The sequence below is a fragment of the Ruegeria sp. N4 genome (genome assembly GCF_056531425.1).
The window spans coordinates 216276-236221 of sequence record NZ_JBQFLT010000001.1; the positions used below are offsets into that span (position 1 = coordinate 216276).

A 19946-nucleotide genomic window follows, 5' to 3' on the forward strand; every position below is an offset into this window, starting at 1 on the left:
ATCCCTTACAGAGTTCGTCAATTTGATTGTCTTTCGCCAAGAGGTGCGCCGTGAAACTTGAAATCCCGAACTCCACGCCACCTGCAGATGCGTCTCAGCGCAAGGCCATTGAACCCGTCATCTGCTATCCGCCAGACACGCTGGACCCGCCGGACCTGACCGGGCTGCGTGCCCTGCGCAACGCAGCCGTAAAATCCGCCGAGGTCACTGCGGCCCCTCGGGATGCGGCGTGTATCGACGTCCCCGCAGGCGCGTTTTTCCGCATTGTGTCGGTGCAGGGGTCTCAGGTCGGCGATCTGAACCTGTGGAACAAGCACGATCTGGCCGAGCGGTTCTATTCCGGAAAAACCCGCGCGTTGCATGGCACGCATCTGTCGACCGGCGACCGGATGTGGTCGAGTTTCCCTACCATGCGCCCGATGGCGACCATCATTGACGATACGCTGGACTGGTATGGATTCGATGAGTTCGGCGGCTCGGTCCACGATGTTATCGGGACGCGCTGTGACCCGTATACCGGTCGGCTGTTGTCTGGTGACGACTATCACTATTGCTGCCATTCCAATCTGACACGCGCCTTGTCCCGGCATTGCAGCCTGCCGCTGCACGAGGCCGAGATGCACGTGCATGACGTGTTGAACGTTTTCATGTGCACCGGGTTCACGCGGGACACCGGTCAGTATTTCATGAAGGCCAGCCCGGTGCGTCCGGGGGATTATCTTGAGTTTTACGCCGAGATCGATTTGATCGTCGGTCTGTCGGCCTGCCCGGGCGGGGATTGTTCGTCCGAGCATTCCTCGGACACCGCCGCTTGCTACCCATTGTTGATCGAGGTCTACGACCCCGGTGAAACAGCCCGTGCTGCGCATGAACCGCCGGCCGTTTCGGCCTATAGCCGCACCCATGGAACGGATTGAGGTTGGACCTTTCGCGGCGCTTTCCGGGTTCAAAAAACAGCCCCACAACAGGCGAATAGACCCTTAAGTCTGATAAACGTTAACAAAAATCGGAATTTGTTATAGTCTTGTGGCGTTATTCAATTGGTAACGCCCGGGTATTGGTGTGACACAGACGCTTTATGAGAAATACGGTGGGTTCAAAACGATCAGCCGGGTGGTGATGTCCTTCTACGAAATGGCATTGGATTCCGACGAGATCGGCGACTATTTCGAAGATATCGACATGCCGCGCCTGATCGACCATCAAACCAAATTCGTTTCCTCTCTGATCGGGGGGCCTGCTGCATTCAGTGACGACAGGATCGAGGCGGTTCACCGCCATCTCAATATCAGTCATGAGGATTTCGACGCCATGGCCGTGTTGTTCGGCGAGGCGCTGGAAATGCACGGTATGTCAGAGCCAGACATCAAGACAGCCCTTGGCGCGATTGAAGGAAAACGCTCGATCATCGTCGCCCGGGACGCTGCATGAGCATCCATGCCATCAACGAGCAATTGTTGCGCGCTATTGGCGTCGGCGTGGCCGTGGTGCGGGCCGAGGATCTGGAGTTTGTCTTTCACAATGGCTCTTTCGCCGAATGGTTCGGCAAACCAGAGGACGGTCAAACGCTGCTGGATCTGGTGCCCGATCTTGATCTGAGAGAGTTGGATGACGTCAAACAGTCTGGCCTGCGCTACTCGGTCGAGTTGCAGATCAAGCCCAGACGCCGGACCTTGATCTTTGCGGTCACAGTGTCATTGGCCAATGGCCTGTCCGAGCAGGTTCTGATCATCGAATGCCAGAACATCACGCGCATTCGCGAACTTGAAAGCATGATCGACAGCTACTCGACCATGGTGGAACGCAACACCCGAGAGTTGGAGCGCGAAAAGGAACGGGTCGAACGTCTGCTGCTGAACGTGATGCCGCGCGCGGTGTACGAAGAGTTCAAGACCTTTGGTGTTGTGACCCCGCAATTGTACGATCAGGTCTCGGTCGTGATGTTGGATTTTGTCGGCTTCACCGACTTTGCCGCGAAAACCGATCCGACAGTGACGCTGAGCGAGTTGAACGACATCTTCACAGCCTTTGACCGGATCGTAGAACAGTTCGGATGCGAGAGGATCAAGACGATCGGTGACGCCTATCTGGCCGTTTCGGGCATGCCCGATGCGACGCCGGATCACGCAACCGCCGTGGCCCATTGTGCCGTGCGGTTTCTGCGCTATCTCGAACGCCGCAATGAAAGCCACCCCCATAAATGGCAGGCACGTGTCGGGTTGGGCATGGGGGCTGCGGTCGGGTCGGTCGTGGGTATCCAGAAATACGTCTATGACGTCTTTGGTCCAGCGGTGAACACCGCCGCGCGTCTGCAAGTCTTTGCAAACCCGATGAATATCGTCGCGCCGGAGGAAATGAAATACGCCCTGATCGACGAGTTTCAGGTCTCGGATATCGGTCTTGTCGACATAAAGGGCATGGGGCAGATGAACCTGATCAATGTCACCTCTGGCCTGAGCGTACCGCAAAACAGTCAGCGGGTCTGAACCGGTTCAGTCGTCCTGCGGCACCAACCCCAATCCACGCAGATAGATACCGATACCACTTTCCAGCAGGTCCTCGGGCGGGAAGGGCGACGTTGCGCCCGTGTTGCGGGCGTAGAGTTCGACAACCCCATGGCTCATCGCCCAGATATGTGCGCTGAACATCGAGGCAGGCGGGCGCTTTTCCGGTGGAATATGTTGCGACAGATCGGCTGCGGCCTTTTCCAACACGTTCTTGGCACGATTGGCCGCCAGAGACAGCTCGGGCGTGCGGTTCAGAGACACGCCGCTTTCGAACATCGCGATATAGTGGCCGGGATGTTTGCGGGCAAAAGCCAGATAGGCGCGGCCCGTCGCCTCGAACGCGGCAAGGGCCGAGGGCTGGCCTTTGTCATAGGCGTACTGCATCAGGTCGGCAAACATCTCGAAGCCTTGCTTGGCAGCTTCTGCAATCAGATCTTCACGCCCGTGGTAGTGCCGATAAACAGCCGCTGGCGTGACCCCGGCCGTCTTCGCCGCCTCGGACAGAGTGAACCCCGTTGGGCCTTTTTCCTCGATCAGGGACAACGCAGCCTCAATCAGGGCTTGTTTCAGGTTTCCATGGTGGTAACCGCGTTTCGTCATCCTGGCCTCAGGTCAGTTTTCATTCCTTGGGAAGCAAAGACATAGTCCACCTGTGTCTGAGCGTCCATCACTTGGTGCTGCGTGCCTACGCGTCCCAAATCTCTGGCCCGCCGCAGATTTTTGGGTCAATTTTACCCACCGCGCCCTTGTTCTTTTCATCATACTCCAGCGCGCCAAGAACCGTCTGAATCGCTGCGATGCGGGCGCGTTTCTTGTCGTCTGATCGGACGATGGTCCAGGGGCAATGCTCGGTATGGGATCGGGTCAAAGTCTCCGAGATCGACTGAGTGTATTCGTCCCATTTGTTCAATCCCGCCACATCAATGGGGCTGAGTTTCCATTGTTTCAGCGGGTCGGTTTCCCGCGCGAGGAACCGGTTCAGCTGTTCGGCGCGCCCGACATTCAGCCAGAACTTGAACAGATGGATGCCGTCATTCACCAGCCCGGTTTCCAGCGGCAGAACCTGACGAAAGAAACGTTCGCGTTGTTCGGGCTCGCAAAAGCCAAAAACGTTTTCAACGACACCGCGATTGTACCAGCTGCGGTCGAAGAATACGATTTCCCCAGCCGTGGGCAGATGTTGGATATAACGCTGGAAATACCACTGGCTGCGTTCGGCGTCGGACGGTTTGGCCAGCGCCACATTGCGTGCGCCGCGCGGGTTCAGGTTTTCGCGAAAGCGTTTGATCGTACCGCCTTTGCCCGCCGCGTCGCGGCCTTCGAAGATGATTGCAACCCGCTGACCGGTCTCTTTGACCCAGGATTGCATTTTGACCAGTTCGATCTGCAACGCCTCAATCTGTGCCTCATAGTCCTTGGACTTCATCTTTTCCGCATAGGGATAGGTCGGGTTCAGAATCTCGCCCTTCTTTGCCTTTTTGATCAGGTCGCGTACATCCTTTGGCGCGCCTTTGCGGAAGTAGCTATCGATGGAGCCTTTTTCGGACCGGGCCATGCATCACCTCGCAATAAAATCCATTTCTTACTATGGATTAGGTGCCCGCCTAACGCAAACCCGCACGCTGCGCAGCCCGGTTGATTGCGGCGGCGACTTCCTCGGCAGCCACGACCTGTGGCATGTGACCGATGCCGGGCAGTTCAATCAATTCGGCGCCTGGTATCTGATCGATCAGGCGATGCGAGTGCCATTCGAGCCCGACCGTATCGTCGGCGGTGCCGTGCAGGATTTCCGTCGGCACCGAAATCTCGGCATAACGGGGTTGTAACGCGGCGACTTCGTCCAGCAGGTTGGCGCGTTGTTTGGCATTGGCGTGCATCGAGGCCCGGCGCATGGTCAGGCCGGGTCCGAAATGCGCGGCGTATCCTTCGGGGGCCGTCTGCGGGGCAAAGACCTTGTCCATCGCCTGTTCGACATACCAACCCGGCACGTAAGACGTGATCAGGGGCAGGGCGAGCGTGTTCCCGACAGAGGTCGAGGCCAAGCGGTTGAACCCATCAAGCGGCGTCACCCACGGGATGGCGGCCGGGGCGATCAGAACAAGGGCCGAGATATTGTCGGGCCGTGTTACAGCCCAGGCAAGCGAGACGGATCCGCCATAGCTTTGGCCAGCGACGATGGGTTTATCAGCCCCCAGCTGAGCGGCAGCCTTTTGCAGGATGTCAGCCTGTTCGGTGATGGTTTCTCCGTCAGGATTGAAACTGGCGGAATAGCCCAGCCCCGGACGATCAAACACTATGACACGGTAGGTCTGGGCAAGGATTGGCGCCAACGCAAAGGTCATGTCGCGCGTGTTTCCGCTGGACCCGTGGATCAGTACCACATCGGGGCCTTCGCCCATCACGACAGCGTGGACTGCGATCCCATCGACGTCCAGAATTTGACCTTCCGGTGGAAAGGCAGCCTCGGCCCGTGTTTCGATCTGGGCGCTGCGCCACGCGGTAAACGCGGTAAAGCCCAGAACGAGTACGGCGAATGATATCAGTAGCTTAACGGCCAATTTCATCCATGTCGAAAGGTGTGGTCTGGTATATCTCGTTGATCCAGTTGCCGTACAAAAGATGCGCGTGGCTGCGCCAGCGGTTTTGCGGCGTCCGGGTCGGGTCGTCATCGGGGTAGTAGTTCATCGGCACGTTTATCGGCGTGCCATTGGCCACATCCCGGTCATATTCCTGCTTCAACGTATCGCTGTCATATTCGAAATGGTTGAAGATATAGAGCGCCCGATGCCCCGGATCCTCGACCAGACAGGGGCCGACATCGTCGCTGCCCAGCAGGGTGTTCAGCCCCGGTGCGCCGTCAATCTCGGCCTGTTTCATCTCGGTCCAGCGGCTGACCGGAATGACGCAATCATCCGAAAAGCCACGCAGAAACGGAGAAGCCGCGTTCAAATTCCGATGCCGGAAACAGCCGAAGGCCTTGGCATCCAGCATATGCTTTTTGACGCCATGGAAATGGTTGATCATCGCCATCCCGCCCCAACAGACGCCGAAGGTGGAATGCACGTTGGTCTGGGTCCACTCGAAAACTTCGCTGATTTCGTCCCAATAGGTGACGTCCGGAAATTCCAGATGTTCAATCGGTGCGCCGGTGATGATCAGACCGTCGAATTTCTGGTCCTTCACCTCCTGAAAGGGGCGGTAGAACTCGGCCATATGTTCGGCTGCGGTGTTCTTGGTCCGATGCTCGGTCATGCGGATCAGGGACAGATCGATTTGCAGCGGCGTTGCACCGATCAGACGTGCGAACTGATTTTCCGTCTGAATCTTCTTGGGCATCAGATTCAGCAACCCGATCTTCAGGGGGCGGATATCCTGACGCATTGCCTGATCCTCGGCCATGACCATGACGCCTTCCTTGGTCAGGACGTCAAAGGCGGGCAGGTCTGAGGGGATCTTGATCGGCATCGGTTCAGGCTTTTATGGGTTTTTACAGAAGCTTGTAGTTAGGCGTTCTTGGGTTGGGTCTCAAGGGCGCGTTCGATCAACTCATCGAAATCGGCCGCGTCGCGCACCTTGCCGATCTCATCGGCGGTGATGGTGATGCCCCAGTTTTTGGCCATGGCCGCATATCTGGGCTGACGATGGGCCAGCGCCTGCGCATAGGTCCAGCGGATGAAGGCATTCGGATCGACCTCGGCCTCGGCGCAGCCATGTTGGTCCAGATAGTCGGTCCACACGCGGGCCAGGAATTCGGCCTGATAGGACATCGGTTTCGGAGCTTTGTCGAAGCGGCGGACAAGCTCTGCCGTGTGATCCTCGTCCCCCTTCAGCCAGATCATAAGCGTGTGCTTGGACAGTTCGGTCATCACCTGATCAGACGGATCATTCGGATCGACCCATTCGCAGATCGACCCGCCGGTGTCGCAGATGAAATGCGGGTAATGATACAGACGCTGCGCCCGGTCGATGAAATACTCGGTATCCAGCAAGGCATGAATCTCGGCCAGTCGGAACTGTTCCTGACGGCGGCGGTATTCGGGCATCTCAAGCCCGCCTTTGGCTGGATCGCCGGGCTTGCCCAGATAGGCGGCGACAGGTGTCAGATTTTCGAATGAAATGTTCGAGCCGATGTAAATCGAATCCGACAAAAGCAGGTCGCGCAGAAACGGCACCTTCATCGCCTCGGCCTTGGCATTGTCGGTGATGTATTCGCCCATGTAGCGCGTGCCGATCCGATAATCGATCGAATAGTGGAACCAGTCGCCCGAATCCCGCAGGATGTTCGACACATAGGTTTTGCCCAGGCCCGACATGCCGAAAAACAGCACTTTCTTCCGCGCAGCGCTGCGCCAATCCTTTGCCGAGCCGTAGATCATGTTGTGCTGTCCCTTAGTTTTGCCTTTGCTAGAACGGGCAGGGGACCGCGTCAATCACGCTTGCCCGAGCGGTTCAGGATTACCAGTCCCAAGGCAAGGATTGCAAAACCGACATAGGCATTGGGCGGCAGCGCTTCGTCCCTTAGCCCTGCGCCAAGGACAATGGCGACGGGCGGGATGACCAAAGTGACCAGCATCAGGTTGCCGCTACCGGCCATTGCCAGCACCCGGTAGTACAGAAGATAGGCCCCCGCCGTTGCGATGATGGCATAGTATCCGATGGCCGCCCATGTTGCAGCCGGAAGGCGCAGGGTTGGCACGCCATCAACCATCAGCGCGATCGGCAGGATCAAGAGTGTCGCGCCGGTCAGCATACCCGCCGCTGCGACGACTGGGGACATGCCGGACAGGTGTTTTCGGCCCCACACGCTGGCGAAGGCATAAGACACCGTGCCCGCTAAAACGGCGAGCTGAGCCAGGCTTTGCAGGTTGAAACCTGCAAAGTTGCCAAGGCCGATGGCGACCGAGACGCCCGCAAACCCAAGAACGACCCCGGTCAGGCGCGACTTTGTCAGCCGTTCATCCGCGAAGACTAAGGCCGCAACCAGCACGCCAAAGATCGCCGTTGCCGCATTCAAGATGGCCACAAGCCCGGTGTCGATGTGCAACTGTCCCCACGCCATCAGCGAGAAGGGAACGGCATTGTTCAAAAGACCCATGATCAGGAAGGCCAGCCAGACCAGCGGGTCCCGGGGCAGCTCAAGGCGTTTGATCCAAACGACCAGCCACAGCGCGGCCATGGCCCAGAAAGTTCGATGCAGGACCGAGGTCATCACCGGGATCGTATCCAGCGCAATGCGAATCGACACAAAGGACGCGCCCCAGATCAGGCCAAGAAGCAACAGTTCGGCCCAGGCCCGGGATGAGAGATGTTTCTGAGGTTCCATAGGGCCAACCTGTCACCACGCGAACGCCGAAGCGACCCGAAACATGCGACAAAAAAAGACCCCGCCGAATGGGCGGGGCCTTGTGTTTGCGTGATCGGTCAGATCAGTCCAAAGCGTAGGTGATCTGGAAACCAACACTCCAGGCGCTGTTGCCTGAGAAGTCGGCGCGTGCGTTGGGGCCTGCGCCGTCCACGGTCGCATCGCCGATGTCGGTATAGCGGATGCCTCCCGAGATTTTGGCTTTTTCCAACGAATATGTTCCACCGACACCGATGCTCCAGAAACCGTCGGTCGGACCAAGGTTCGATACTGGTTCACCCTCGTCGGTTTCATAGCCAAGTGTTACCGCACCAGAGAATTCGTCGGAAAACTGATAACCAAGACCGAGCGAATAGGTATAGGTGGCGTTGTCGTAGTCGACAAGTGGGTTAAATGGATAATTCGGCGGCGAAAAGTTGAGCTGAGGCCAGTCAACCCAACGAATAGATCCGAAAAGTAGGGTCTTCGGGGCGACGCCAGTCTGAAAATCCAGATTGACCGATTGCGGTGTTTCGATCTCGGTTCCTGAGTTGAGTGTACCGGTGGAATCAAGTGCCTCGGTTTGCGAGAGGTTATGGCTGATCTTTGAGTTATAAGTCAGTGCGACACGAGCAGCAATTTCCGGTTTTTCCCAAGCGACTCCGACAACATATCCGAACGAAATGTCCGCGTCCGTATTGACTTCATACCCGGCTACAAGTGGTACGCTAACCGATGCCTTTACGCGCTGCGCGCGTACGCCACCCAGTGCGCTGAACCCGTTGTCAAATTTGTAACGCAAAAGCGCGGTCACAGCATCTGTGTCTGCGGTTGCATTCAGAGTATCCTGGCGTCCAGCAGGGTTTGGGTTGATCGACAGCGGGTAATCATCGGCATATTCAATGTCCGCGCCGAAAGGTTGATCATACATGATCGCAAAGTCCAACTGTTCAGTCAGAGCAGTCTTGTACCCCAGGTGCGGTGTAAAAAAGTCATTTGCAACGTTGCCCGAATCGACAGGTTGACCAGCATTTGGCCCGATTAACGCAGGCATTGTTCCCGATACACTTGGGTTGGTGTACCCAAGGCGAAACTGAACTACCGATCCCTCCTCAAAAATCAGGTTGATGCCTTGCCCGCTTCGATCCAGGCCACCTGCATGACCAACTGTCGCTCCAAAGCAAAGCGCACATGTCGTCAGTAGCGCTTTTTTCATTTTGAACCTCCCTTTACAGTCCCTCGCAGGTGCTTTCGGCTACGCGTTGAGTGTGAGTTGCGTTCCAACCTGCAAAAATGTGCCCGATACTTTCTTTCCAGTTAGTTTAAGGTCAAGTCGTGACCGTGCGTTACTAGTTACGACTAGAGTCGCGGACTGTTGCCAAACTGTTACGATTCTCGGACCACACGTTCAGGAAAATCCCCGAGAAGATCACGGCGGCCCCCAGCATTGTCCAATGATCGATGGGCTCGTTGTAAAGAAGCATTCCGACCACGGCGATTGTGGGAAGACGCGCGAAGTCAAAGGGGATGACCACAGTGGCCGGAGCGATGGCTAACGCGTTGGTAATACAGAAATGTGCCAGCAACCCGGCCAACCCGACCAACAGCAAGTAGGGTGCGGTTTGCAGGGTGGGAAGGGCGATTTGACCGTCCAGACCTGCGGCTGCGGCCCCCAAAACGGCCTGCATAACGGCCAGCCAGAACATGATGCATCCGATGCTTGCAAACCGCGTCAGCTTTTTGGTGGTTATCGTTGTAAACGCAAAGAAAATTGCCGAGGCGGCAGCCATCATCAGGCCGGGGCTTAACGGGGCGGTACCGGGGCGCGTTACGATGAGGATACCTGCAAAACCGATCAGGGCCGCAGTGACCTTGAGTGTTGTCAGACGCTCATTCAAAAACAACGGCGATAACAGGATGACCCACAGCGGCTGCGTGAATTCCAAGGCGAAGACCTGTGCCAAAGGGATCACCCCGACTGCGTAGAACCAAAGATTCTGTCCAGTGAAATGCAGCGCGTTCCGGATCGCATGAAGGCTCAGGCGTTCGGTGGTGACCTGATGCCACCCGCGAACTGCGCTTAGCACAGTCGCGACGACAATGATGCCCACGATGCTGCGATACATCATGATTTCGAACGTGTCGTGATGCAGGCTCAGTTCGCGCCCGGCGACAGCCATCGAGGAAAACGACAGGATTGCGCCGATCATCCAGAAACCGGCCTTGAAGACCTGGACCGATCCTTTCTCCACCCCGCATCCTCCGCGCTTTGTTCCTGTGTCTTACAGGGCTTAAACGGATTCGTGCGGATCGGGCACCCTGAATCCGGTTTTGACGGATCTGCGCTGTATCGCGCAATGGGTCACGCCTGAGTTCAGCAGGGTCCTAAGAACCTAAGGTCGACGCAGAAGCAGCGCCAGCAAACAAAAAAGCCGGGATGGTGGTCACCAATCCCGGCTTTTGCGATGCTCTGTCATTCCCACTCGATCGTTCCGGGGGGCTTGGATGTGATGTCATAGGTGCAGCGGTTGATGCCCTTGATCTCGTTGATGATTCGCGTGGCGGTTTCGCCCAGGAATTCATGGCTGAACGGATAGTAATCGGCGGTCATACCATCGACCGAGGTCACAGCGCGCAAGGCACAGGCATAGTCATAGGTGCGGCCGTCACCCATAACGCCAACGGTGCGCACGGGCAGAATGGCAACGAAGGCTTGCCAGATGTCGTCGTAAAGACCGTGTTTGCGGATCTGGTCGATGTAGATGGCATCGGCCTCGCGCAGAATCTCCAGCTTTTCGCGGGTGATCTCGCCCGGGCAGCGGATGGCCAGCCCCGGTCCGGGGAAGGGGTGGCGACCGATGAAGCTGGCTGGCAGGCCCAGTTCGCGGCCCAGTGCCCGGACTTCGTCCTTGAACAATTCGCGCAGGGGTTCGACCAGTTTCAGACCCATCTTTTCCGGCAGGCCGCCAACATTGTGGTGCGACTTGATCGTCACCGAAGGCCCGCCCGAGAACGAGACGGATTCGATCACGTCGGGATACAGCGTCCCTTGCGCCAGGAACTCGGCCCCATCGATGGTGTCGGCGTGTTTCTGGAACACGTCGATGAACAGTTTGCCGATGATCTTGCGTTTGGTTTCAGGGTCGCTCTGACCGTCCAACTCGCCAAGGAACAGCTCGCTTTCATCCGCGTGGATCAGCTGAATGTTGTAGTTGTCGCGGAACATGCCGACAACTTCCTCGGCCTCGTTCTTGCGCAGCAGGCCGTGGTCGACAAAGACGCAGGTCAGCTGGTCGCCGATAGCCTCGTGGATCAGGATCGCCGCCACCGAGCTATCCACTCCGCCGGACAGACCGCAGATGACCTTTTTGTCGCCAACCTGTTCACGGATCTTGCGGATCATCTCTTCGCGATAGGCACCCATGGTCCAATCGCCTTTGAACCCGGCCAGCTTGACGAAGTTTTCGTACAGCTTCGCGCCTTTGGGCGTGTGGTGCACCTCGGGGTGGAATTGCACCGCATAGAAGTGGCGCGCGGGGTCTGCCGTGATTGCGTAGGGCGCGTTGGGCGAGGTGCCGTAGACCTCAAAACCCGGGGCGATTTCGCTGACATGGTCGCCGTGGCTCATCCAGACCTGTTCGTCGCCGTCAGCGAACCAGCCGTCCAGAATGTCCAGCTGTTCCTTCGGGGTGACAAAGGCGCGACCGAACTCGGCAGTGCCATGGCCGCTTTCGACCTTGCCGCCAAGCTGGTGCATCATCACCTGCTGACCGTAGCAAATACCAAGGATCGGCACGCCATAGTCGAAAATCTCTTGCGGGGCGCGGGGCGAGCCATCGCGCGTGACGCTGTCCGGGCCGCCCGAAAAGATTACGGCGCGCGGCGCCATCTGGCGCACCACATCCATCGTGACATTTTGGTAGGGGTGGATTTCGCAATAGACGTTCAGTTCACGCAGGCGACGGGCAATCAGCTGCGTCACCTGGCTGCCGAAGTCGATGATCAGAAGGCGGTCATGGGTGTCTTGGGTCATATCCGCGCCTTAGGCCAAGCGCACCTGTTTCGCAAGAGCAACCTCTGATTCTGAAAGGGGTTCAGCGATTCAAAAAAAGGAATTGTAAAAGTTTTGTAACGAAAATATGACAACTCGGCTGGATCGATGTATATACAAATAGAACAAGGGACCGAAATTGCCGATTTCCATCGAGATTGCCGCACTGAATCTGGCTTTGGCGCTGTTTTGCGGCGCGCTAATCGGGTCCGAGCGTCAGGTCCGCCAAAGAATGGCCGGGCTGCGGACAAATGCGCTGGTCGCGCTGAGTGCCGCTGCGTTTGTTGTATTCTCGGCGCTGTTTCCGGATGAGGTGAGCCCGACGCGCGTTGCGGCGCAGGTCGTTTCGGGAATCGGCTTTCTGGGGGCCGGTATCATTTTCCGGCACGGATTCACCATTCATGGCCTGAATACGGCTGCTACCCTGTGGTGCTCGGCTGCTGTCGGAATGATGGCGGGGGCAGGGGCCTGGGTGTTTGCCGTCATGATGACGGGTTTCGTGATTTTTGTGAATCTCGGGCTCAGGCCGTTGGTGAAATGGCTCAAGCGCACCACACGTGCCGGGGTGCCGCTGACGCAAGAGTTCAAGATCCTTCTTCAATGCTCGGAAGAAGCGCAGGCAGATGCGCGTGTCGCTGTTCTCAAGGCGTTGGCGCAAAACGATGTTCGAATCGTTGGCTTTGAAAAGGGCGATGCGGTGGAAGGCAAACGAACAATCGCTGTTCTGGTCTCGATGGAAGATCACCCCGAGGAACTGCAGCACAAGGTTGTCGCTCCTCTGATGCTTGAGCCGAGCATCGACAGCATTGAATGGGATACGGTGTCCGAAGCGTAACGCGACGGTGAAGATCTACGCCAACGTGAGGTCCAATGTCGCTTTTCCCCCCAGAGCGCCGTAAACCATATGCTCGATGACGCTCAATCCTGTAACTAAACGGTCAATCTAACCATTCAGACGGGATTTTCTCATGGCAGAGGCAAACACCCGGCGCAGGGCGAGAGGCGGCGGTGGCGCTGCCCGCCGGGCCGAGCGCACCGCGGTTCGCATCGAAACTGCAAAGTATATCGAACGCAACATTCCGAATTTCGAAGTTCTCAACGAAGAAGCGTTGGAGATCATCGAATACAACGCGGAAACCGTGCTGGAAGAGATCGGCGTCAACTTTGTCGACAACCCGGCGGCGCTGGAACGCTGGCGCGATGCGGGCGCGGATATCGATGGTGAGCGTGTGCGCATCCCGCGCGGTCTGGCGCGTGAGTTGATCAAGACCGCCCCCAGCCAATTCACGCAACACGCCCGCGACCCCGAGAAATCGGTCGAAATTGGCGGCCGCAATCTGGTGCTTGCCCCGGTCTATGGCCCGCCATTCGTGCGTGACGCGCAGGGCGGTCGCCGCTATGCGACCATGGATGACTTCAACAAATTCGTGAAACTGGCCTATATGTCCAAGTGGCTGCACCACTCGGGCGGGACAGTGTGCGAACCGACCGATATTCCGGTGAACAAGCGTCACCTGGATATGCTCTTGGCGCATATGACGCTGTCGGACAAACCCTTTATGGGATCCGTGACCGACCCCAGCCGCGCGCAGGATTCGGTCGAGATGTGCGAGATTCTGTTCGGCAAAGAGTTCGTGCAGGAAAATACGGTGATGACCTCGTTGACCAACATCAACTCGCCGATGACCTTCGACGATGTGATGATGGGGTCGCTCGAGGTCTATGCGCGCAACAATCAGGCCTGCATCATCTCTCCGTTCATTGTGGGAGGCGCGATGGCCCCGGTGTCGGTTGCCGGGACGCTGACGCAGGTTCTGGCCGAGGTTCTGGCCGGTGTCGCCTATAGCCAGATCATTCGCCCCGGCGCGCCTGCGATCTTTGGCGCGATGGTGACCTCGATCGACATGAACTCGGGCGCGCCGACATTCGGAACGCCCGAGGCTTCGCACATCACCTATGGCGCGGGCCAATTGGCGCGGCGTCTGAACCTGCCTTACCGTTCGGCCGGCTCGTTCTGCGGGTCGAAACTGCCGGACGCGCAGGCGGCGTATGAAACAGCCAACTCGTTGAACATGGGTCTGCTGTCGGGTGTGAACTTCATGCTGCATGCCTGCGGCTGGCTTGAAGGTGGTCTGGTCGCTGATTTCGAGAAATTCGTCATGGATGCCGATCAACTGGGCATTCTGCACGGCTTGGCCAAAGGCGTGACCTATGACGAAAACGCGCTGGCCATGGACGCGATCCGCGAAGTCGGGCCGGGCGGTCACTATCTGGGTTGCGCGCATACGCAGGCCAATTTCAAGGACGCGTTCTGGAAAACCGAAATGCTGGACTACAAGCCGTTCGAGACCTGGCAGGAAGAAGGCGCCCGCGACACACGCGCCCTGGCAACTGCGCGGGTCGAGCATCTGCTGGCAAACTATCAGCAGCCGCAGATGGACCCGGACAAAGCCGCCGCGCTTGAGGCTTATGTAGCGGAAAAGAAAGCCTCCATGCCGGACGCTTTCATCTGATCAAGTAGGGTACGAGGCGCGGCTTGCCTGATACAGCTGCGCCTCGCCCAACAGGGCAATCAGAAGATCCAGATGCCGGACCAGTGAATAGGCGGCATCTTCTTCTTTTCGTTGTTCATTTACCTCTCTCTCAAGCTCTAACAACCGCATCAGGGCTGCGCCTGTGCCGGGCAGCGAACCATATCCCAGAATGCGTTGCAGGTGCCGGTCCCGATTGTAATCCTGCGCCCCGTGTTTGGCCGCCCGTGCCAGCAGTCGGGGGCGGCGAAGCGTTGTGATCATGGTCATCAGGTCCTGCATGTTCGTGTTCCCTTGTACGAGCTTTGACGGCCTGTTTGTCACACAACCTAAGCGGGTGTTGCCTTAGTTCGGCTCCCCCCGAACGATGGTTTCACGACTGTTTATCTTTTTGAATCAAATCTGGTTCCAGGCCGTTGGGGTTAACGAACGAGTAACGAAAGCACCTCTAGTTAGATTTGGTTAACTCAAATTCCGAGGGCGAAAAGTGGCAGTCTGTTTTGTCGACGAGGGCAAATGAATATGGAAAACAACGTGGCTTTCACCATCCCGGCATGGGTGCCTGAAGGGGCGCAAAGATACCTTGCTCATACCGAGACCGGCCGATCGATACGGGATATCGCGCGATCGGCAGGGTGCCATGCGTCGACCATTCTTCGGCAGATCAGACGCATTGAAATGCGCCGTGACGATCCGCTTGTGGATGCAGCCCTGCAATCGCTGGCCGAAACCCATTTTTCGATTTCCGAAAACCACCGTGCCTTGCCGGACGAGGGGGAAAAGGACGTTTTCGATCAGGAAGCCATGCGTGTTCTGCGCCGTTTGTGCGAAACCGGGTCGGTGCTTGCCGTGGCCGAAGATATGGACAAGGCAGTTGTCGTTCGGGATACGGGCGAGGCCGGTGCGACCCGAACCGCCGTGGTCGAATGCAGGATTGCACAGGCGCTGGCCTTGCAGGACTGGATCACCTGCGACAATCCCGGGCGGATTTCGCGTTACCGGATATCGGCATCAGGTCGCACCGCGCTGAGCCGTCTTGTGGCTGAGGCCGAGAACAAAGCCCGCGCGCGCAATGAATTTGGTATGGCCGAAGCGCAAACACCGTTTCAGGCCAAAGCCGCCTCGGACCAAGGCGAACGGGCGCGGCGCATCCGCTACAGCGCTGCAGAAAGCCCGCTGATCGCGCTGGCGCGGCGTCGGGATCGGGACGGTAAACCCTTTCTGGACGAGACTCTTGTCAGTGCCGGGGAGCGCCTGCGCGAAGATTTTGAACTGGCGCAGATCGGCCCTCAGGTGGCGCAGAATTGGGACCGGTTTCTTACAAGCGGTGGCCGGGGCAGTTTCGGCAGCGAGTCGCATGGCGGACGCGGGTCCTCAGATGCGCGCGACCGGGTGGCGCGGGCCTTGTCTGATCTGGGTCCGGGTCTCAGCGATGTTGCCTTGCGGTGTTGCTGCTATCTGGAAGGGCTGGAATTGGCGGAAAAGCGTATGGGATGGTCGGCGCGGTCCGGTAAAATCGTCCTGCGCATCGCTTTGCAGCGCCTGAAACGACACTATGAAGATCAGGCTGAACGGGATCGGATGATCGGTTAGAAGTCATACATAACCCTTGCAGATCACTTGGGTGGTGATAAGCAGGGGTTATGAATTTCACACTCAGACAGCTGCAATATTTTCAGGCCGTGGCCGAGCAGCGCAACTTTGGGCGCGCGGCGCAGGTCTGTAACGTATCGCAGCCTGCTTTGTCCGTTCAGATCAAAGCGCTTGAGGAAACCATGGGCGGGGTGCTGTTCGAGCGGCAGGCGCGCGATATTCTTCTGACACCGCTTGGCCGGGATGTTCTGGACCGCGCGCGACTGATCCTTGGTGCGGCAGACCGTTTGGATCAGTTCGCGCGCGACCATTCAGGCGGGCATCGGTCGCTGTCTATCGGGATCATCCCGACCATTGCGCCGTATCTGCTGCCCGGCGTTCTGGCCGGGTTAAGGGCCGGCGATGTCTCGCTGCGGGTGCAGATCCGCGAGGCCAGAACCGAACACCTGCTGACCCTGCTGCGTACCGGAGAGATTGACGCCGCTGTTCTGGCCCTGCCTGTCGCGGGGTCGGAGTTCAGGGAGACGCCCCTGTTTCAGGATCAGTTCCTGTTGGCAGGCAGCGCCGCGCGGTTGGAAAAAGTATCCGCAACCCCGGACATGCTGCGCCCGCTGGACCTGCAATCTGCGCAATTGATGCTGTTGGAAGACGGTCATTGCCTGACGGATCAGGCGCTTGAGGTATGTGGTCAGGATCGGGGCAGCGGCCAGATCAACATGGGCGCATCCTCGCTGGCGACCCTGTCGCGCTTGGTGGCCGAAGGGTTTGGCCTGACCCTGATCCCGGAACTTGCCGCACGGGCCGAGGGTGAGGCGGTTCCCGGCCTGAAACTGCTCCGCTTTGGCGCGCCACAACCGGCCCGCACTGTGGGTCTGGTCCGCCGTGCGTCCAGCGGGGATGAAGACTGGTCTGATCGGCTGGCCGAGGTTATCCGCGAGGTCGGAGAATCCATCGTATCCGCCACCCGAAACTGAAAAGGCCCGCCAAAGGGCGGGCCAATCGGAAAAAGACGGATCGTGCCTCAGGCCAGTTCAGGCTCGGCCGCTTGTTGCAGGTGCTGCATCAGGTTTTCGGGCGAGGACACGCCATAGGGATCTTCAGGGCAGTTATCCATCAGGCCGGGCTCTTCGAACCACGCCTCGACCACACCGTCATTGATGATCGCAGCATAGCGCCACGAGCGCATTCCAAAGCCCAGATTGTCCTTGTCGACCAGCATGCCCATCTTGCGGGTGAATTCGCCGGATCCGTCGGGGATGACCTTGACGTTTTTCAGGCCCTGATCCTGCGCCCATTTGTTCATGACAAAGCTGTCATTGACCGACATGCAGTAAATCTCGTCCACACCCTTGGCGACGAAATCTGCGTGGCCTTTTTCGAAACCGGGCAGTTGATATGTCGAGCAGGTCGGCGTGAACGCGCCAGGAAGCGAGAACAGGATGACCCGCTTGCCCGCAAAGTAATCTGCGGTTGTCACATCCTGCCAGCGATAGGGGTTGGGGCCTTCGACAGCCTCGTCGCGGACGCGGGTGTGGAAGGTAACCTGTGGCAGTTTGGTTCCGGTTTTCACGTTCAAGCTCCTGTGATTCACATGTGATCCGGGCGTGATTTAAAACAGGTCTAAACTGCCTTCAATCCAAGAAATGCTGCGGGCGCAAAGCGTCGCTTTTGGGTTTGACCATTGAAATGTATGGCAAAGATGTAGTTTAAGGTTAAACTAAATTGCACGACTTGGATGGCTTGCATAGCGGCTATGCGTCGCTGGCGTAACACCTACGACTGCTTTATGTTATGAGAACAGAAAGTTGACCCAAAGTCAGGAAAACTGCCCGTGCGAGATCTGAAAATCCCCGAGCAACGTCACCCCGAAAAGGCGCATCGCCCGGACAATGCACAGCCCAAGAAACCGAAGTGGATCCGGGTCAAGGCCCCCGGTGGGAAAGGCTATGCCGACACGCATAAGATCATGCGTGAAAACAATCTGGTCACCGTCTGCGAAGAGGCCGGGTGCCCGAATGTAGGCGAATGCTGGAGCCAGGGCCACGCCACCATGATGATCATGGGCGAGATCTGTACCCGCGGCTGCACCTTCTGCAACATCGCCACCGGGCGCCCCGATGCGCTGGACGTGTTCGAGCCCGGCCGCGTGGCACATGCGGTTGAAAAACTGGGTCTGAACCACGTGGTGATTACCTCGGTGGATCGCGATGACCTGACCGATGGCGGGGCCGAGCATTTTGCGCAGACCATCCGCGCGGTCCGTCATCGCTCACCCAAGACGACGATTGAGATTCTGACGCCGGATTTCCTGAAATGCGCGCCCGAAGTGCTCGAAACCGTGGTCGAAGCGAAACCGGACGTGTTCAACCACAATCTTGAGACCGTACCGGGCCTTTATCCCGAGGTCCGCCCCGGCGCACGGTATTTCCACTCGCTGCGCCTGTTGCAGCGCGTGAAAGAACTGGACCCGTCGATCTTCACCAAATCCGGCATCATGGTGGGTCTGGGTGAAGACAAACAGTCCGTCGGTCAGGTGATGGATGATATGCGCGCCGCCGATATCGATTTTCTGACCATCGGACAGTATCTGCAACCGACGCCCAAGCACCACGCGGTGGACCGGTTTGTCACGCCAGAAGAGTTCGAGTCCTACGAAAAAGCGGCCTATGGCAAAGGGTTCCTGATGGTCTCGGCCACGCCGTTGACCCGGTCGTCCTATCACGCAGGCGATGATTTCGCCCGCCTGCGCGCCGCCCGGCAAGAGAAGCTGGGGCAGGCGTGACACCTGACACGCTGGCGCGGCTGATTGGGTTGCGCCATGGCTTGCACAAACAGCCCGAACTGTCCGGAGCCGAGCACGAGACCGCCGCCCGGATTGCGGATGAATTGCGCGGCATCGGCGCGGATTGCGTGTTGACCGGGCTTGGTGGGCACGGCGTCGCCGCTGTGTTCGACAGCGGTCAGGACGGGCCATGCGTTGGTATTCGGTGTGAGCTGGATGGGTTACCGATTCAGGAACTCTCGGATGTTCCTTACGTCTCGCAGAGACCGGGCCGGGGGCATCTGTGCGGGCATGACGGCCATATGTCGATGGTGTTGGGCGTGGCGCTGGCGTTGCAGAAACAGCGCCCCCAACGCGGTCGCGTTGTTCTGATCTTCCAGCCTGCCGAGGAAACCGGGCAGGGGGCCAAAGCCTTCCGGGCTGATCCGCAATTCGCTGAAATCGCACCTGATTTCGTGTTTTCGCTGCACAATCTTCCAGGGTTGCAGCTTGGCGCGGTCGAGCTGTGCAAAGGCCCCGCCAATTGCGCGTCACGCGGGATGCGTATTGCGCTGACCGGCAAAACTTCGCACGCAGCGGCGCCTCAGGACGGCGTATCTCCGGCCGGCGCATTGGCGGCTTTGATCCCGGCTTTGACAGCGCTTGGTGGCGGCGGCGCGCTGAACTCGGATTACGCGCTGACCACGATCACTCATGCCAGTTTGGGGGAGCAGACATTCGGTGTCGCCCCAGGACAGGCCGAGCTTTGGGTGACGCTGCGCACGGTATCCGACGACCGGATGGCCAAACTGATTGCGGATGCCGAAGCGCTGGTGCAGCAGGTCGCGAAATCCGAAGCGCTAAGCGCTTCGATCACTTGCGAAGACGTTTTCGACGCCTGCACCAATCATTCGGACGCGGTAGAGATTTTGACCCAAGCCTGCGCCGCCCAAAAGGTTGAGTGTAAACGGACCAACACACCGCAACGGTTTTCCGAGGATTTCGGCCAGTTTGGCAAAGGCGCGAAGACCGCGATGTTCTGGCTTGGGGCCGGGCGCGATCATCCGCAGTTGCACAACCCGGATTACGATTTTCCCGATGCGCTGATCCCGATCGGAACCGGAATCTTTCTGAATGCGATCCGTCAGGTTTTGGGTTGAGC

The 19946-nt window shown here is 58.2% G+C and carries 20 protein-coding genes; 9 read left to right on the forward strand and 11 right to left on the reverse strand.

Translation table 11 applies throughout. From position 1 onward, the window contains the following. Positions 1-50 precede the first annotated feature (50 nt). From ACR0LW_RS01020 to ACR0LW_RS01030, 3 genes are all read left to right on the forward strand, one after another. Positions 51-917, forward strand: a complete 867-nt coding sequence (locus tag ACR0LW_RS01020) for an urea carboxylase-associated family protein (protein ID WP_480881285.1) — start codon at positions 51-53, stop codon at positions 915-917. Between the two features lie 145 nt (positions 918-1062). Further along, the gene (locus tag ACR0LW_RS01025; RefSeq protein WP_170451166.1) at positions 1063-1431 is read left to right on the forward strand and encodes a group I truncated hemoglobin; all 369 of its coding nucleotides are present in this window, start codon (positions 1063-1065) and stop codon (positions 1429-1431) included. After that, entirely contained in the window at positions 1428-2486 is a 1059-nt protein-coding gene (locus ACR0LW_RS01030) for an adenylate/guanylate cyclase domain-containing protein (RefSeq protein ID WP_170621713.1), read from the forward strand. Before ACR0LW_RS01025 ends, ACR0LW_RS01030 begins: the two co-directional genes overlap by 4 nt. Positions 2487-2492: 6 nt before the next feature. On the opposite strand, the gene ACR0LW_RS01035 is transcribed toward ACR0LW_RS01030, so the two are convergent. From ACR0LW_RS01035 to guaA, 9 genes are all read right to left on the reverse strand, one after another. Then, complete coding sequence (locus ACR0LW_RS01035) at positions 2493-3107, reverse strand: TetR/AcrR family transcriptional regulator (protein ID WP_170451162.1); 615 nt, start codon at positions 3105-3107, stop codon at positions 2493-2495. An 85-nt stretch (positions 3108-3192) separates the two neighbouring features. Further along, positions 3193-4062, reverse strand: coding sequence for a polyphosphate kinase 2 (gene ppk2, locus ACR0LW_RS01040; RefSeq protein WP_480881288.1), 870 nt, complete (start codon positions 4060-4062; stop codon positions 3193-3195). Positions 4063-4111: 49 nt separating this feature from the next. Then, positions 4112-5071, reverse strand: coding sequence for an alpha/beta fold hydrolase (locus ACR0LW_RS01045; protein WP_480881290.1), 960 nt, complete (start codon positions 5069-5071; stop codon positions 4112-4114). After that, positions 5055-5972: a homoserine O-acetyltransferase MetA gene (gene metA / locus ACR0LW_RS01050; protein ID WP_170451156.1), complete on the reverse strand. Its 918-nt coding sequence runs from the start codon at positions 5970-5972 to the stop codon at positions 5055-5057. Before metA ends, ACR0LW_RS01045 begins: the two co-directional genes overlap by 17 nt. A 38-nt stretch (positions 5973-6010) precedes the next feature. Continuing rightward, a complete protein-coding gene (locus ACR0LW_RS01055; protein ID WP_170518218.1) occupies positions 6011-6883 on the reverse strand; it encodes an ATPase in 873 nt (290 codons plus the stop codon). A 50-nt stretch (positions 6884-6933) separates the two neighbouring features. Beyond that, positions 6934-7830: a DMT family transporter gene (locus ACR0LW_RS01060; protein ID WP_480881293.1), complete on the reverse strand. Its 897-nt coding sequence runs from the start codon at positions 7828-7830 to the stop codon at positions 6934-6936. 103 nt (positions 7831-7933) lie between these two features. Then, positions 7934-9064 carry an outer membrane protein transport protein gene (locus tag ACR0LW_RS01065; protein WP_170630157.1) on the reverse strand — a complete coding sequence of 377 codons (1131 nt, stop codon included), beginning with the start codon at positions 9062-9064 and terminating at the stop codon, positions 7934-7936. A 133-nt stretch (positions 9065-9197) separates the two neighbouring features. Next, positions 9198-10058, reverse strand: a complete 861-nt coding sequence (locus tag ACR0LW_RS01070; protein ID WP_480881745.1) for a DMT family transporter — start codon at positions 10056-10058, stop codon at positions 9198-9200. A gap of 263 nt (positions 10059-10321) precedes the next feature. Continuing rightward, on the reverse strand, positions 10322-11881 hold the full coding sequence (gene guaA, locus ACR0LW_RS01075) for a glutamine-hydrolyzing GMP synthase (protein ID WP_480881296.1): 1560 nt from the start codon (positions 11879-11881) through the stop codon (positions 10322-10324). A 157-nt stretch (positions 11882-12038) separates the two neighbouring features. Between guaA and ACR0LW_RS01080 the strand changes: the two genes are divergently transcribed. Next, the gene (locus ACR0LW_RS01080) at positions 12039-12734 is read left to right on the forward strand and encodes an MgtC/SapB family protein (RefSeq protein WP_170518227.1); all 696 of its coding nucleotides are present in this window, start codon (positions 12039-12041) and stop codon (positions 12732-12734) included. A gap of 133 nt (positions 12735-12867) precedes the next feature. Beyond that, on the forward strand, positions 12868-14412 hold the full coding sequence (locus ACR0LW_RS01085; RefSeq protein ID WP_170518230.1) for a trimethylamine methyltransferase family protein: 1545 nt from the start codon (positions 12868-12870) through the stop codon (positions 14410-14412). Here the strand turns inward: ACR0LW_RS01085 and ACR0LW_RS01090 are convergent, their stop codons facing one another. Next, positions 14413-14712: a DUF6477 family protein gene (locus tag ACR0LW_RS01090; RefSeq protein WP_170451141.1), complete on the reverse strand. Its 300-nt coding sequence runs from the start codon at positions 14710-14712 to the stop codon at positions 14413-14415. A gap of 240 nt (positions 14713-14952) precedes the next feature. Here ACR0LW_RS01090 and ACR0LW_RS01095 point away from each other — a divergent pair, with 240 nt between their 5' ends. After that, positions 14953-16023 carry a DUF6456 domain-containing protein gene (locus ACR0LW_RS01095; RefSeq protein WP_480881746.1) on the forward strand — a complete coding sequence of 357 codons (1071 nt, stop codon included), beginning with the start codon at positions 14953-14955 and terminating at the stop codon, positions 16021-16023. A gap of 50 nt (positions 16024-16073) precedes the next feature. After that, positions 16074-16997 (forward strand): LysR substrate-binding domain-containing protein, encoded by a 924-nt coding sequence (locus ACR0LW_RS01100; protein ID WP_170734635.1) that lies wholly within the window; start codon positions 16074-16076, stop codon positions 16995-16997. A gap of 47 nt (positions 16998-17044) precedes the next feature. On the opposite strand, the gene ACR0LW_RS01105 is transcribed toward ACR0LW_RS01100, so the two are convergent. Beyond that, on the reverse strand, positions 17045-17593 hold the full coding sequence (locus ACR0LW_RS01105) for a redoxin family protein (protein ID WP_480881299.1): 549 nt from the start codon (positions 17591-17593) through the stop codon (positions 17045-17047). A 261-nt stretch (positions 17594-17854) separates the two neighbouring features. Here ACR0LW_RS01105 and lipA point away from each other — a divergent pair, with 261 nt between their 5' ends. After that, on the forward strand, positions 17855-18805 hold the full coding sequence (gene lipA / locus ACR0LW_RS01110; protein WP_170518239.1) for a lipoyl synthase: 951 nt from the start codon (positions 17855-17857) through the stop codon (positions 18803-18805). Next, the gene (locus ACR0LW_RS01115) at positions 18802-19944 is read left to right on the forward strand and encodes an amidohydrolase (RefSeq protein WP_480881301.1); all 1143 of its coding nucleotides are present in this window, start codon (positions 18802-18804) and stop codon (positions 19942-19944) included. Before lipA ends, ACR0LW_RS01115 begins: the two co-directional genes overlap by 4 nt. Positions 19945-19946 lie beyond the last annotated feature (2 nt).

Coding starts and splice junctions, on each gene's coding strand:
- ppk2 (WP_480881288.1), bottom strand. CDS start 4,062: ATGGCCCGGTCCGAAAAAGGCTCCATCGATAGCTACTTCCGCAAAGGC.
- ACR0LW_RS01070 (WP_480881745.1), bottom strand. CDS start 10,058: ATGATCGGCGCAATCCTGTCGTTTTCCTCGATGGCTGTCGCCGGGCGC.
- ACR0LW_RS01090 (WP_170451141.1), bottom strand. CDS start 14,712: ATGCAGGACCTGATGACCATGATCACAACGCTTCGCCGCCCCCGACTG.
- ACR0LW_RS01030 (WP_170621713.1), top strand. CDS start 1,428: ATGAGCATCCATGCCATCAACGAGCAATTGTTGCGCGCTATTGGCGTC.
- ACR0LW_RS01085 (WP_170518230.1), top strand. CDS start 12,868: ATGGCAGAGGCAAACACCCGGCGCAGGGCGAGAGGCGGCGGTGGCGCT.
- ACR0LW_RS01055 (WP_170518218.1), bottom strand. CDS start 6,883: ATGATCTACGGCTCGGCAAAGGATTGGCGCAGCGCTGCGCGGAAGAAA.
- ACR0LW_RS01060 (WP_480881293.1), bottom strand. CDS start 7,830: ATGGAACCTCAGAAACATCTCTCATCCCGGGCCTGGGCCGAACTGTTG.
- ACR0LW_RS01035 (WP_170451162.1), bottom strand. CDS start 3,107: ATGACGAAACGCGGTTACCACCATGGAAACCTGAAACAAGCCCTGATT.
- guaA (WP_480881296.1), bottom strand. CDS start 11,881: ATGACCCAAGACACCCATGACCGCCTTCTGATCATCGACTTCGGCAGC.
- ACR0LW_RS01045 (WP_480881290.1), bottom strand. CDS start 5,071: ATGAAATTGGCCGTTAAGCTACTGATATCATTCGCCGTACTCGTTCTG.
- metA (WP_170451156.1), bottom strand. CDS start 5,972: ATGCCGATCAAGATCCCCTCAGACCTGCCCGCCTTTGACGTCCTGACC.
- ACR0LW_RS01100 (WP_170734635.1), top strand. CDS start 16,074: ATGAATTTCACACTCAGACAGCTGCAATATTTTCAGGCCGTGGCCGAG.
- ACR0LW_RS01065 (WP_170630157.1), bottom strand. CDS start 9,064: ATGAAAAAAGCGCTACTGACGACATGTGCGCTTTGCTTTGGAGCGACA.
- ACR0LW_RS01095 (WP_480881746.1), top strand. CDS start 14,953: ATGGAAAACAACGTGGCTTTCACCATCCCGGCATGGGTGCCTGAAGGG.